12 protein-coding genes and 1 riboswitch are annotated in these 12956 nt (G+C 60.6%); of the genes, 9 read left to right on the top strand and 3 right to left on the bottom strand.

Annotation, left to right across the window (positions count from 1 at the left end; genetic code table 11):
* Window positions 1–216: 216 nt before the first annotated feature.
* Together ACTJJW_RS12040 and ACTJJW_RS12035 are read right to left on the bottom strand one after the other, a co-directional pair.
* Window positions 217–495, bottom strand: a complete 279-nt coding sequence (locus tag ACTJJW_RS12040; protein WP_462644977.1) for a hypothetical protein — start codon at window positions 493–495, stop codon at window positions 217–219.
* A gap of 226 nt (window positions 496–721) precedes the next feature.
* Entirely contained in the window at window positions 722–1282 is a 561-nt protein-coding gene (locus tag ACTJJW_RS12035; RefSeq protein WP_462644976.1) for a recombinase family protein, read from the bottom strand.
* 432 nt (window positions 1283–1714) lie between these two features.
* Here ACTJJW_RS12035 and ACTJJW_RS12030 point away from each other — a divergent pair, with 432 nt between their 5' ends.
* From ACTJJW_RS12030 to ACTJJW_RS12000, 7 genes are all read left to right on the top strand, one after another.
* A complete protein-coding gene (locus ACTJJW_RS12030) occupies window positions 1715–2689 on the top strand; it encodes a DUF3560 domain-containing protein (RefSeq protein ID WP_462644974.1) in 975 nt (324 codons plus the stop codon).
* Between the two features lie 433 nt (window positions 2690–3122).
* Window positions 3123–3266, top strand: coding sequence for a hypothetical protein (locus ACTJJW_RS12025; RefSeq protein ID WP_462644972.1), 144 nt, complete (start codon window positions 3123–3125; stop codon window positions 3264–3266).
* Window positions 3267–3330: 64 nt separating this feature from the next.
* A complete protein-coding gene (locus ACTJJW_RS12020) occupies window positions 3331–3486 on the top strand; it encodes a hypothetical protein (protein ID WP_462644971.1) in 156 nt (51 codons plus the stop codon).
* Between the two features lie 121 nt (window positions 3487–3607).
* Entirely contained in the window at window positions 3608–3871 is a 264-nt protein-coding gene (locus ACTJJW_RS12015) for a hypothetical protein (RefSeq protein WP_462644969.1), read from the top strand.
* A 2-nt stretch (window positions 3872–3873) separates the two neighbouring features.
* Complete coding sequence (locus ACTJJW_RS12010; RefSeq protein ID WP_462644967.1) at window positions 3874–4212, top strand: ribbon-helix-helix protein, CopG family; 339 nt, start codon at window positions 3874–3876, stop codon at window positions 4210–4212.
* Window positions 4213–4491: 279 nt separating this feature from the next.
* Window positions 4492–4752 (top strand): hypothetical protein, encoded by a 261-nt coding sequence (locus ACTJJW_RS12005; protein ID WP_462644965.1) that lies wholly within the window; start codon window positions 4492–4494, stop codon window positions 4750–4752.
* A 733-nt stretch (window positions 4753–5485) separates the two neighbouring features.
* Window positions 5486–8506, top strand: a complete 3021-nt coding sequence (locus tag ACTJJW_RS12000; protein ID WP_462644963.1) for an AAA family ATPase — start codon at window positions 5486–5488, stop codon at window positions 8504–8506.
* Between the two features lie 214 nt (window positions 8507–8720).
* Here ACTJJW_RS12000 and ACTJJW_RS11995 read toward each other — a convergent pair whose 3' ends face one another.
* On the bottom strand, window positions 8721–10094 hold the full coding sequence (locus tag ACTJJW_RS11995; RefSeq protein WP_462644961.1) for a type I glutamate--ammonia ligase: 1374 nt from the start codon (window positions 10092–10094) through the stop codon (window positions 8721–8723).
* Between the two features lie 608 nt (window positions 10095–10702).
* Window positions 10703–10805: riboswitch (TPP riboswitch) on the top strand.
* Window positions 10806–10861: 56 nt separating this feature from the next.
* Between ACTJJW_RS11995 and ACTJJW_RS11990 the strand changes: the two genes are divergently transcribed.
* Window positions 10862–11626, top strand: a complete 765-nt coding sequence (locus ACTJJW_RS11990; protein WP_462644959.1) for a 3-oxoacyl-ACP reductase — start codon at window positions 10862–10864, stop codon at window positions 11624–11626.
* 11 nt (window positions 11627–11637) lie between these two features.
* Entirely contained in the window at window positions 11638–12954 is a 1317-nt protein-coding gene (locus ACTJJW_RS11985) for an LLM class flavin-dependent oxidoreductase (protein WP_462644957.1), read from the top strand.
* Window positions 12955–12956: the final 2 nt, after the last annotated feature.

Genomic DNA, 12956 nt, shown 5'->3' with positions numbered 1-12956 from the left:
GGACCGCAAACCGCAGTCCCAAAAGTGACTCACCCAAGGGCGTCGACCGCGCCATACTGATGTGTCGTTAGCCGATCGCCAACCGCATGCGGACGGGGCCATCGCCCGACCCCAGTCCTTCTGATTTCCATCTCGCGGATCGCCGACCCGAGTGTCGCCTTCAGGCTCCATGGAGAGACAACCTGCGGAGCAACTCCTCCCCGACCGCCACAGGAGCTAATCGCCGTAGACCTGCTCGTCACAAGCGGCCGAGATGGCCTTCAGCTCATCCTGGTGCTCTGCAACGTTGCCTCCGAGCGCAATGTCCCAGAAGCCTCGACCTGCCATGCACGCTCTGTGGTCGTCTTCCTGCTGCTGCACGACCGAGCCCCAGACGATCGCCGCGATTACCGCGACTATAACTATCGCACCGCCGATCACCACGAGTGGGGAAGCGCGCCATTTGCGTGGTTTTAGCTGGGGGTCCGCCGCGTCGGGAACTGAGGTATCCGTCATCTCTGAATCTTACCCAGCTGCCGGGCCCGACGAAGGACCTGCTGTCCGATTAGGGATCCGTAAACGGGATCACTCGTGCCCGATATTGGAATGTCGGGTTGTCACGTCCCTTCGCGCTTCCGGAATCCCGTAAAGCGTGTCCGGAACGAAATCTCGAAAGGGTTCCCTAAACGGTCTTGCAAGGCGGCGCTAGTAATTGATGGTTCGGATCCATCCAGTAGCGCGGCTAAGGGGTACTTGGCTGGAGGTATTCGTAGATCGTTTGACGGCTGACGCCGAATTCTCGGGCTAGTGCTGCTTTCGCTTCGCCCGCGGCAGCACGTTTCGCGACTTCGGCCGCTTGTTCACCGGTCAGCGCTTTGTTGCGGCCTTTGTAAACGCCGGCCTTCTTAGCCAGGGCGATACCCTCTCGCTGGCGTTCGCGAATGAGCGCTCGCTCGAACTCTGCGAACGCCCCCATCACGGAGAGTAGAAATGTGGCCATCGCGGTGTCATCGCCGGTGAAGGTCAGGTTCTCTTTCACGAATCGAACCCGCACCTTCTTGTCGGTGAGCTGGCGAACGATCGCTCGGAGATCGTCGAGGTTGCGAGCTAATCGGTCCATCGAATGAACCAAGACGGTGTCACCGTCACGAGCGAAGTCGATCAGTTTCGCCAGCTCCGGGCGGTTCTGATCTTTTCCTGATGCTTTGTCCGTGAAGACGCGGTCGAGGAGTTCGCCGTCTAGCTGCCGGGTGGGGTTCTGATCGAGCGTGCTGACTCTGATGTAGCCGAATGTTTGAGTCACTGTTCCTCGCCTCGATAGTGTCAAGGGAACTCTAAGACCCACCTTCAATCGGTGTCAAGAAATTCAATTGGAGCCTCAGCTTGACACGTGCTTACTGGGGGAGTGGTGGCTCACCTTGACGTCTGTTTAGGGTGTACCTCAAATAGACGCCATAAGAAGCCAAGGTCGACGGCGTAACGCCGCAAACTCCCTGGTGAGCTGGCGCTCACATTTTTACCAAAGCGCTCTGCGAGCGATTGTACGGTCGGCTTCACGGAACAAAAACGGCATTTTGCCGTCCGCTCCTCCGAAGATTTTTGGTACGCGGTCGCGAGCTCCCTTATTTCGTACCAAAATTCTTCGCCCCGCAGCCCTACGGGTTGTGTTCCGCTTCACCTCCCATCGGCACTAAGCGCCGCTTTGGCAAAAAAACGTGGAAGAGAGAAGAAGAACATGCTGACAATCACCCACACACACGAAGCCGGAACCATGATTGAGGGCACAGTGCGCGGAGACGGAACCGCCGAAATCTTGAAGGCTCAGCGCTGGCGCTGGGGGCGTAGCATCGCGGCGTGGTTCGTACCGCAGAGCCGCGACCGGCTGCCGAAGTGGCACACCATCAACGCCGCCGCCGCAGCATTACGCGCGGCAGGGTTCGAGGTCGCCACGGAGATTGACGAGGCAACCCGCTCCACAGCCGAAGTTGAGGCGGGAAAAATTGAGCGCCAAGAACAGCGTGCGGGCGCGCTCGATTCCAAGGCCGACCGCAAATCCACAGCCGCAGACCAGGCACAGGCGCGTGCAGACCGGGCACACGATTCTTTGCCCGAGGGAGGCGAGCCGATCAAGGTTGGCCATCACTCAGAGAGCAGGCACCGTAACGCGATCGAGAAAGCACACAACACACAGGGCCGGGCAATCGCGGCAGGAAATGATGCGACAGAAGCCACTCGACGAGCCGAAACAGCACACCACACCACCGGCGCCCGCTACAGCGTGCAGACCGTCGCTAACCGCATCAAAAAGTTGGAAGCCGACACCCGACGCACTCAACGCCACATCACCGGCAAACGCGAATGGATCACCAACGAAGCCGGACAAAGTGAGTTCAGCACCGAAGCCATCGGAGCAACCGGCGCCTATCTTGACCGCCTCACCGTTCGGCTCGAAGAGCAGCAAGACCAGCTCACCTACTGGCTGCAAATCCGCGCCGACCAGATCGCCGAAGGCACCGCCACCAACTACAGCCGCGAAACAATCAACAAAGGCGACTTTGTGAGGCACCGTTTCGGATGGGCAGAAGTAGTCCGAGTCAACGCCAAATCAGTTTCGGTGCGAACAGAATACAGCTGGACAAATACTCTCGAATACGAAGCCATCAAAGAAGTAAAAACTGCCGCCGAAATGAGCAGCCAAGCCGCGAGCTAGGCACGCGCTAGGTTCTAGCAGTCTCCCTCAACCGACAGAGACTGCTAGAACCAAAAGTGCGAGAGGGCGCTGCCCCCTCGCGCTCCCCGACGCACAAACCAGTACTCACCCGCAATGCGGAGAACGTGAATCGCTAACCGGCAGCAGGTTCAGGCCGGCAAGGCACCATCGACGGCGTAACGCCGCAGTCTCCCTGGTGAGCTGGCGCCCAGATTTTTGCCAAAGCGCTCTGTGAGCGATTGTACGGTCGGCTTTACTCCACACAAACGGCCTGCAGCCGCCTGCTCCTCCGAAGATTTTTGGTACGCGGTCGCTGCGCTCCCTCATTTCGCACCAAAATTCTTCGCCCCGCGCCCTACGGGTTGCGCTGCGCTTCACCTCCCATCGGCACTAAGTGCCGCTTTGGCAAAAAAATATGGAAGAGAAGAAGAACATGCAAAACATCACAATCATTGCCCAGACTCGCCACGTTGAGCTAGACGGAACCGCCACACTAGGTCACACCATCGCCGCAGCAGATGAGTACATCGTGCCCGTCGATCCAGCAGACGAAACACAGTGCGACAGCTGCCAGTAGTGACGCTGCCTATTTCGAATTTGGCATCGGAACCCTCGCCTGCCTCAACCTTGGAAAGAGACCCATGGACAAGCAAGAAAACTTCGGCCCCGAACCGATCACCGCTGAGCAAGAAAACCTACAGAACGCAATCGACACCTTTGAAAAAGAGATCCACACACGCGGCGGCGACGTTTACGCCGCAGCGATCGAAGTCTTCCGAATGATGACCGGCAACTGAAGCAAGTGGCAGGCGGACGACAGTGGGGGAGCGCCACGAGCACCCTCCACTTATCAGCGCGGCCGTGGTCGTATACAACATGACCCTATATTGTAGCCGCATTTTGTGCTACAATATAGGCATGGGAGTTGAGTGGACACGAAGCGCTGAGAAGCACGGAGTATCACGGGAAGATGCGCTCTACGCGCTGATGAACTACGAGGGCTCAGCGGAGATCGAGGGGGAGCAGGGCGAGACAACCATCGTCTACATCGGACACCCACACCCACAGACTGACAGATACATCGAAGTGATCGCCGCCCACCGGGCGCCGCGCACCATCGTTATCTTTCACGCCATGCCCCTGACTGACCTGTTCCGCTACCTACTGCACGAAGGAGACTAAAGATGAGTACCAAATACGAAGAACTAGCTCGCCGCGCCGAGCGTGGCGAGCTAGTAGTGAAGCCAGGCACTGTGCGTCGCGGTGACGCTGCTGCACACGAAGAGATCCAGCGCCTTGTGATGGAAGCGACTGGCGCGAGCACAGTGGAAGAAGCGATCACGATCGCTGTCGGCCGCCCTCGCGTGGGCGCGAAGACTGGACAGTCGCCCGTCGTGCGCGCACGAGTGCCCCAGTCCCTCAAAGAGCGCGTGGCCGCTCTTGCAGAGCGGGAACAGCGCGCAGAGTCAGACATCGTGCGCGAAGCAGTGGCAGCCTACGTCGAAATGCGGCAAGTTTCTTAACGCGATCCATCAACCAGCCAGAAACGATCGTCTATTCACCTGGTGCGTGCAGCCGTAGGTAGTTGTCTAGGAATGCTTTTACAGATGCTCTCTCGAACGGTCGCGCTTCCGTCAAGCCATCGGACGAGTTGCACGTGAATGGGGGAGAGGGGTACGGAGCGCGGACTTCCAACAGCTGACCCTTCTTCGTGATGGTGATAATTTCACTCAGTTCTCCGGCGCCTTTCGCCCAGGTGTACTTCACTGGAAATTTCCACACGTGCCGGGCAAAACCCCACCATGAGCCATCTAATTTCTCTGTTGTTGGGATACTCAGCCTGCGAGCTCAGCGCTCTGCTGCGTCGCAACCTTTTAGTGCCAGTTCTGCATGAGGTGAAGTTCGAGGAACTTGACCAGGTCAGCCCCACGCTCGCTTCGCGTGGTGGGCTGAGCACGTCAGAGGACTCCATGGAGGACATCGCCGTAAAGATCGCCGAGCTCGTCGCGACGCTCGACGGCGAAGAAGCCGACGAGCTCAGCATGAAGTCAGGCACGACCTAGGACTGACGCCGCGAAAAGCGGCCCGTAAACGATCGTTTCTGACCACCAGCACACAAGTGGTCAAAACATAGTCGTATCGAGGGATAAAACTCCGATTTACGCGACCGCTACTGAATGACTGTTATCGGCTACGCGCGCGTCTTGACGGACGATCAGAATGTCGAGGCTCAAGACGCCACGCCACGCGCTGCTGGACGCTTTCGCATGTTCACCCGCTCTTCGTCATCCGCGTCAACGGTCCAACTCGCTTTTGGCCAGCCCACTCATAAGTGTCTTGGAAGATGCGTCGGTGGACGGCTTTCGTGTGGTCGTAGTCGAAGTGACCCACGGCCGGGGCGCGTGATAGCTCTACGGTCTGATGTCACGCACAGGCCGACCTCCGCTTTGTTCCGGCCCGCCTGTGCGACCCTGTCACCTTCGCCGCTGTCAGCGCGCGTGACAACGCTGTGCTGACGACAGCTTCTTCTTCTCCGACGAGAAAGCGATGTCGAAGAAGAAGAAGAAGACAACGGACGTGCACGACGCACGACTACACATGCCCTCTACGAGATGAGGAGACAGCGAGGAAGTTAACGAAGAGTAGACAAAGATGATGTGATGCACGCAGGCACTATTGAGTGTGGGGTACCCTTGTTGCATGCGTGGAGGGATAGCCAGATGGAAGCGAGGGGTTGCTTCTCAGGGTGTCCGGCAGGCTCTTGATTACGCATTTGGCGGTACTTGCGACTCGCATATGGCTACTTCTGCAGGATCTGAAGCGGCAGCCAATTACACCGATGGTGTGATGGAACGCTTCGTCGTAGAGGACGGGGTTACGGTCTCTGACTTGCTCAGCCGTGATCAGTTGAAGGCGTGGCTTGGTGGTGCTGATCCTGAAACGGGTGAGCACCGTGGCCGCGAACTTCCGTCACCGGAGGCTGACCTGTTGCTTGATGCGACGGTCAATTCTCCGAAGTCTTTCTCACTCGTGGCCCTTCTGGATGACGAGTTGGCAACCGAGTTCGAGCAGCTTCAAGATCGTCTCCGTGACCGCGTTTTGCTGACGTGGCAGTCGGAGCTCAACGCTCGTCGTGGTGCTGGTGGCGCGGTTAGGGAAGAGCTTTCGCGCATTGAAGTTGTCGAACTCAAGCACGAACGATCGCGTTCTTTGGACCCTCACAAGCACCGTCACTTGTGGCTAAATATGAAGGTTCGCGGCATCGATGGTCGATGGTCGAACATCGATTCACGAGCGGCATTACGGTTCCAAACTGTGGTCAATTCTGAGGGCGATTTAGCCGCTCGAACAGACCCCGAATGGATCGCTGCACTGGCCGCTAAAGGGTTCACTTTGGACGCCTCTGGGGAGATCGAACAGCTTGCTCATCTGGTGCGTCCGCTATCTCGTCGATCGAACCAAATTGAGGCGAACCGAGCACTGAAACTTGCCGAGTGGAAAGCCACTCATCCGGGTCAGGAACCTGACCACAACGTGCTGACTGCGATCGACCGTTGGGCATGGGCGGCAGGCCGTCCGAACAAGCCGGGCAAGGTCGACGAGGCCCGTTGGACCGAGGTTGTGCGGGACGAGCTCTTGGCTCTTGACCCCGAGGTTTTGAACTCTCGGGTAGCTGTCGATGTTGTTCCGGTTCACGTTGGCGAGCTTGATCGTGACCTGTTGGCAGCCCAAGCGATCGCTGATGCGGACCGACGCTCTGCCGGCACTGGCGGTCGATTTAGCCACTACGACATCCGAGCCGGCGCCGGTCGTGCCGTTGCCGCAAGCGGCATTGTCCTCGACCGCGCGCTCCTGGGAGAGCTGCTCGAGGACGTCGTTTCACGAGCAGTTGAGATGGAGACGGTTGAACTTTCTGAGGACGTTGACGCACTCCCCGGACACGTCAAGCACTACATGGCAGCCGATACTGCCGTGCTCAAAACACAGCTTGCCGACCAGCTCGATCTGCTCATTGAAGCGGGCGAGGCTGTTGCTGTTGGGGCTATCGAAACCATCGCCAGCCGTGTGCTGAGCGACGGCCGACGACTGGATGAAGGACAGACAAACGCCGCTGCTGCCATCGCTGGCAGCGACCGTTTGGTGACAGTCACCGGGCCGGCCGGTACGGGTAAGACGACCATGCTGAAAGTTGCTGCTGCATCGCTGGCGGAACAGAGTCGCCAACTCATCGTCGTCGCCCCGACGAAGAAAGCAGCCAGTGTCGCCGGCCGCGAGACCGGTGCAGTTGCATCGTCGTTGCACGGATTGTTGTACGACAACGGGTGGCGTTTCGCGGCCGATGCTGCCGGCGTTCAGCGCTGGTCGCAGCTCGCTGTCGGCTCGGCTAGCCCCGACACCGGAGCCATCTACGAAGGCCCCCGTAAGCACGTGCTGCAACCAGGCGACCGCATCGTCGTGGACGAGGCCGGAATGATCGACCTGAACGCAGCGCGTGCGCTGGCGATTCTTGCCGAGCAGACCGGAGTCGGTATCGCGATGGTGGGCGACCACCTGCAGGCCTCCCCAGTCGGACACTCTGGGGCAATGGCACTGACCAAACAGCGCTCAACTGCGGTTGTGGAACTCACCGCAATTCACCGCTTCAAGGACCCCAAGTATGGGCGTCTGTCGATGCGACTGCGTGACCCGGGCAGCGAAGAGGCTGCCACGGATGTCGCCCGCGAACTGTACGACGGCGGGCACGTAGCTTGCGTCTCCAATGATCTTGACGCCCGCGCCCGGATGGTTTCTGGCTACTTCGAGGCCACTGGTGTTGGGCAGAGTATTGCCCTGGTCACTGGCACCAATTCGGATGCGCAGCTCGTGAACGAGAGCATCCAGAGCGAACGTGTTGCTCGTGGCCAGCTCGCAACGAAACGTCTCGCCGAAGGCCAGGACGGCCAGCGGTTGTTAGAGGGCGACGTAGTGCAGACCCGCCGCAACGACTCCAGTACTGGTGTTGAGAACCGCGCTCTATGGGTTGTGAAGAAGATCCGCGATGGCGAGATCGTCCTCGCTAATGCTTCTCAGGCTGGCGATACACGAACAGTCACGCGCGAGTACGGAACCAAGCATTTGCACCTTGCCTATGCGTCCACGGTGCACGGTATTCAGGGCGAGACAACAGACGTTGCCATTGTAGGACCCGGTGTCGATGCCGCTGGTTTGTATGTGGGCATGACGCGTGGCCGGCGCCATAACGAGAGCGTTGTGATTGCTGGTAGCCGTAGCCAGGCGGTCGAGATCGTTGCCGAGTCGATGCGACGCGGCCGCGTAGAGATCACCCTCGATGATTCCCGTACCGCGGCAGCAGCCGAGCTAGCTCGCGCTGCACGTTCACCTGAAGGTGGCAATGCCGAGCGGGTCGAGCGTATGCCGACAGATGACCCACGACTACCGGCAATTCTCACTGAACGGGCAGAGGTCCACGCACAGCTGGAGCAGCTATCTGGCCGCCTTACCCGCGACCGCCAGACGATCCGTGAACTCGATACGCGTCTCGCTCAACGAGCCGCACTCAACCACAGTGCTCACATCACTGGTAGCGAGCAGAAGCCCGTTGAAGCGCTGGAGTCTGCCAAGGCAAAGCTGCTCGAGCGAGTTGAAGACGATTCGGCGAAACGCGGCCAGCTGGCAGCGCGCTACCGCAAGCTCAGCGACGCTTTGGAGAAGCCAGCACAACCACCAGCCGCGCGATCGCAGGTGCCGACGCGCGACGTTGCACGCCCGACAGTATCCGCCTCAGCCGATGCCGAGGACTCTGGCTTGTCACTGTAGAAGGCAGTCGCTGGCCGTGTGACTTTTGGCGCTATCTGGCGCCGTTCTGTGATTGCTATTTGGCGTCGTCGCTTGTTAGGGGGCTGAGTAGTAATGGCACGAAAACGTCCGCTAAGGGGTGGCTGGTCAAACCATGGGTGATCTGCCCCATGTCGTAAGAACCTAAAAGTGGCGAGCTCGGCTACAGAAGCCGGACCCTCCACCCCGTGTTTGATTAGATCGACCAGGCGAACCGGAACCTCTCTGGCAGTTGGTCGGCGTCGGACGACCCATAGTGATCGAGTTCCCAGCGCCGAACTGCAAGCACAGCCTGGATGATCTCCGGTCCGAGGATGTGCACAGCGAGTTCGGAAGCGGCGAGAGCGTCGAGCGTTGCCCCCAGAGCGGAGGGAAGCAGCACCGTCGCCGAGGCGAGTTGCTGCTCTTCGGTCTGGTCGGCCGGATACGTGGTGACCTCCGCTGGAAGCGCCGTCGACGACCGGATGCCCTCCAGCGCGGCGCCGAGGATGACCGCGGTCGTCAGGTACGGGTTCGACGACGGATCGACGATCTTGACCTCGACGTTGGCGCCCTTCGGATTGCCGCGGGTGGCCTCGAGGAAGCGAACTGCCGCCCCGCGATTCTCCCGACCCCAGCAGGCATACGCGCCCGAAAAGAACCCGGGTCGCAATCGCAACCCAGAGAGGATCGATCCGCCGAGAACACCCTGGATGCCCGGGAGTGCGGCGATCACGCCGGCGATGGAAGACGCGCCCTCGGCGGTCATGCCGTGGGGTCCGTCGCCACCCGAGAAGAGAGGTTCCCCATTGCGGCTGAACGAGTAATGGATGTGCGCCGCGTTTCCGCCGCCCCCGCTGATCGGGAAGGGCGAGAAAGATACCCGTAAGTCGTGTTTGCGCGCCAGCCTCCCGGTGATCAGGCGGGCCAGAACCACCCCGTCGGCCGCCTCAAGTGGCGTGGCCGGTGGCAGCGAGAACTCGACCGTGGAGGGAAAATATTTGGCGTGTAGTTGCTCGAGCGGGATTCCGGCGGCGGCAGTGGCGGAGAGCAGTTCGGTGAGGAAGGCCTCGTGGTCCAGTACCGGACCGAGACCATACGGCGTCCAACCCGTGCGTGGGAGCGGGGTTCCGTCCGCGGCGGTGATGGTGAACTCGAGCTCGTGCCCCACGAGGGCCTCGAGCCCGGCATCCTCGATGTCGCGTTGGATGCGGCGAAGCCGCCCCCGCGGATCGATGGCGAGCGGCGCGCCGTTCTGGTCGAAGATCTCCGTTGGAGCCCAAGCGAGACCTCCATCGAGGATTCGGAGAGCGTCGAGATCGAGTCTCAGCCTCATATCACCGACGACGCCAAGCTCGGGTGTGAATGCAATGCCGCCGTCAATGCAGAAGACGTTCCACACCGGCGGAGCACCGAGACCAGATGAAGCGAACGTCGCTAGCCGATCAACCGGGATAGTCTTGGCCAGGTAGATACCGGCTGGATTCGCCAGCGTCCCTGCGATGATGCCCACGCCGGCATCAGAGAGCCGTTCGGCCACCTCGCCAATCCGGCTGTCGCTGAACTCCGGGAGAATAGACTCTGTCACCATACCCACATACTGGCAGGACTCAGCGGCGTTACGAAATTCACCCAAACACTCGGGCGCGAGTCGTTAACGGTGACGACACAGGTTCCTACTGAACCGTGTCGATCACGTCCGATTGCTTACGCGCTCCCCACCCCTAACGTCGGATATTTCACTAATTCACAAGCCACCCCAGAGATCCCGGCCGCCATCTGATCCGGCGCCTATTGGATGCACAACCGGTCCGAACATATCCACGCAAAGGGCTGCAGCGAGGTCCTGAAAACCGATTGCCCCGAGCCGCTCGAGAGCATCCACGTTCAGCCTTTCACCTGCCAACAAGCACTCGCGGACATCAACTTGATACCGTCGTCCACCGCGTATGCGCCACTACTACGTTGAAAGAGACTACCGGTTGCACTTGACACTCCCGGAACACCGGAGTGCGGTGAAGAAGGACTGGGTCCCGAACTCTGAGGACACCCTTCCTTCCAACGCAGCCCGCTTCCTCCTGCCCACCGCCTCGGACGGAAATGTGTCTCGTAACTGAAGCGGGGTCTGACCCGTAGCGGAACAGTGGTTGGCGCTAAGCGTTGGTCCGGAGTCGAAGAAGCCGAGGATTGGTATACGCTTTGAGTGACACGGGGTGCCTGGGCTGTATGACGCTGGGCTGAGATGACACCCGTTGAACCTGATCTAGTTCGAACTAGCGAAGGGATGTCAGTGGCGGATTGCGAATCATACTGGGGCCGAACCACATCCTTTCGCCTAATTTAAGGTGAAGAAACTCCATGCAATTAGCAGAACAGATTGTCCTGGTCACCGGTGGCGGGCGAGGCCTTGGGCACAGCATCGTGGAGGCCTTCGCCGCGCAGGGCGCCAGAGTGGTCATTAATTACCGCAACAGCGCGGCCGGCGCGCAGGCTCTCGCTGCAGACTATGGCAGTAAGCAGGCGCTTGCTGTGCAGGCCGACGTCACGGATGCCGCTCAGGTCGCGGAACTGCTCGCGGCGGCTGCGGCACATTTCGGCTCCCCCGTCACCACGGTGGTCAATAACGCGCTGGCGGATTTCTCGTTCAACGGTGACGCCCGCTCCGACGCCGCAGGAATCACCTGGGAGGAGTTCGAGGCCCAGTTCTCCGGGAGCGTGCGCAGCGCGCTGAACACCACTCAGCAGGCACTGCCCGGCATGCGCGAACTCGGGTTCGGCCGAATTATCAATATTGGCACCAACCTGTTCCAGAACCCAGTGGTTCCATACCACGACTACACTTCCGCCAAGGCGGCCTTGCTGGCCTTGACTCGCACCCTGGCAGCAGATCTCGGCCAGCACAATATCGCGGTGAACATGGTCTCCGGCGGGCTTTTACGCACAACGGATGCGAGCGCTGCCACCCCCGAGGAGGTGTTCAATTTCATCGCCGCCTCCACCCCGCTTGGGAAGGTCACCACCCCGGCGGAATTCGCCGACGCCGTTCTGTTCTTCGCGTCCCCCTGGGCGCGGTCCGTCACCGGTCAGAATCTGGTGGTCGACGGCGGCCTGGTTATGAACTGAGAGGGTTCGTAATGCCGAACCCGCGCGAGCTCCATTTCAATGCGTTCCTCATGGGCTGCGGCCACCACAGCGCTGCTTGGCGTCGCCCCGGGTCGTCACTGGAGCAGCTCGGAGATATTGGTTATTACGAGAGTCTTGCTCAAACCGCGGAACGCGGCCTTTTTGACGCTGTGTTCTTCGCCGATGGGCAGTCCGTCGGCGACGTCACTGCCGGCCCCCGGTGGTTCTTCGAGCCATTAACAGCGTTGGCGGCGATGGCACGGGTTACGAACAGGATCGGTCTGGTCAGCACTGTTTCTGCCACCTTCTACACTCCCTTCCACGCAGCGAGGATGCTGGCCTCCCTCGACCACATCAGTAATGGACGGGTCGGCTGGAACGTGGTCACCTCCATGTTCGATGCCGAGGCCCGCAACCACGGGCTGGAGGCGATGCCCTCCCACGAAGACCGGTACAGCCGGGCGGCCGAGTTCATCGAGGTTGCGCTGCGCCTGTGGGACTCGTGGGCCGATGACGCCCTCATCCTGGATCGTGCCGGACTCTTCGCCGACCCGGCACGAGTTCGGCCGATCGATCACGCCGGTGAACACTTCCGCGTGGACGGCCCGTTGACCGTGCCACGGTCGCCGCAGGGCCGGCCGGTATTGTTCCAAGCCGGCGCGTCTGGGCAGGGCCGGGATCTGGCTGCCCGGTACGCGGAAGGAATCTACGCGGTCGCCCACGATTTGCAGAGCGCCCAGGATTATTACGCGGATGTGAAGCGGCGGATCGCCGCTGTCGGGCGCAACCCGGAGAACGTATCCATCATGCCGGGACTGGTCACCTATGTGGGCTCCACGGAGGCCGAAGCCCGCGCCAAACAGGCCGAAGTCGACGCACTGCTCCCGGCGGAGCAGTCCTTGGCCCAGTTGAGTGTGTTCGTGCAGGAGGACTGCAGCGGCTGGGAACTGGATGCCCCGGTGCCGCCGTTGGCACCGCTCGGCGACTTCAGCGGCCCGCAGGGCCGGTACGCCACGATTCTGCGCATCATCGAGGCGGAGCAACCCACAGTGCGGCAATTGCTCGGCCGGCTCGCCGCCGGGGGCGGCCATTGCACCATGCTCGGCACCCCGGAGCAGATTGCGGACCGGATTGAGCTCTGGTTCCACTCCGGCGCCGCAGACGGATTCAATCTAATGCCGCCCCTCCTGCCGGAATCGCTGGATGACTTCGTGGACGAGGTCATCCCGGTGCTGCAACGACGTGGACTCTTCCGTACCGCCTACACCGCCGGCACATTACGCGGGAATCTGGGACTGGAGCGGCCCATGGTGTCACTTCAGCGCTGAAA

The sequence above is a fragment of the Rhodoglobus galactosidasius genome (assembly GCF_054957775.1).
This window is presented reverse-complemented; position numbering and strand designations above follow the sequence as displayed.

What these genes read in the sequence shown, in the direction of transcription:
- ACTJJW_RS12040 (WP_462644977.1), bottom strand. Translation starts at nt 495, where the DNA reads ATGACGGATACCTCAGTTCCCGACGCGGCGGACCCCCAGCTAAAACCA.
- ACTJJW_RS12030 (WP_462644974.1), top strand. Translation starts at nt 1,715, where the DNA reads ATGCTGACAATCACCCACACACACGAAGCCGGAACCATGATTGAGGGC.
- ACTJJW_RS12025 (WP_462644972.1), top strand. Translation starts at nt 3,123, where the DNA reads ATGCAAAACATCACAATCATTGCCCAGACTCGCCACGTTGAGCTAGAC.
- ACTJJW_RS12020 (WP_462644971.1), top strand. Translation starts at nt 3,331, where the DNA reads ATGGACAAGCAAGAAAACTTCGGCCCCGAACCGATCACCGCTGAGCAA.
- ACTJJW_RS12015 (WP_462644969.1), top strand. Translation starts at nt 3,608, where the DNA reads ATGGGAGTTGAGTGGACACGAAGCGCTGAGAAGCACGGAGTATCACGG.
- ACTJJW_RS12010 (WP_462644967.1), top strand. Translation starts at nt 3,874, where the DNA reads ATGAGTACCAAATACGAAGAACTAGCTCGCCGCGCCGAGCGTGGCGAG.
- ACTJJW_RS12005 (WP_462644965.1), top strand. Translation starts at nt 4,492, where the DNA reads ATGAGCCATCTAATTTCTCTGTTGTTGGGATACTCAGCCTGCGAGCTC.
- ACTJJW_RS12000 (WP_462644963.1), top strand. Translation starts at nt 5,486, where the DNA reads ATGGCTACTTCTGCAGGATCTGAAGCGGCAGCCAATTACACCGATGGT.
- ACTJJW_RS11995 (WP_462644961.1), bottom strand. Translation starts at nt 10,094, where the DNA reads ATGGTGACAGAGTCTATTCTCCCGGAGTTCAGCGACAGCCGGATTGGC.
- ACTJJW_RS11990 (WP_462644959.1), top strand. Translation starts at nt 10,862, where the DNA reads ATGCAATTAGCAGAACAGATTGTCCTGGTCACCGGTGGCGGGCGAGGC.
- ACTJJW_RS11985 (WP_462644957.1), top strand. Translation starts at nt 11,638, where the DNA reads ATGCCGAACCCGCGCGAGCTCCATTTCAATGCGTTCCTCATGGGCTGC.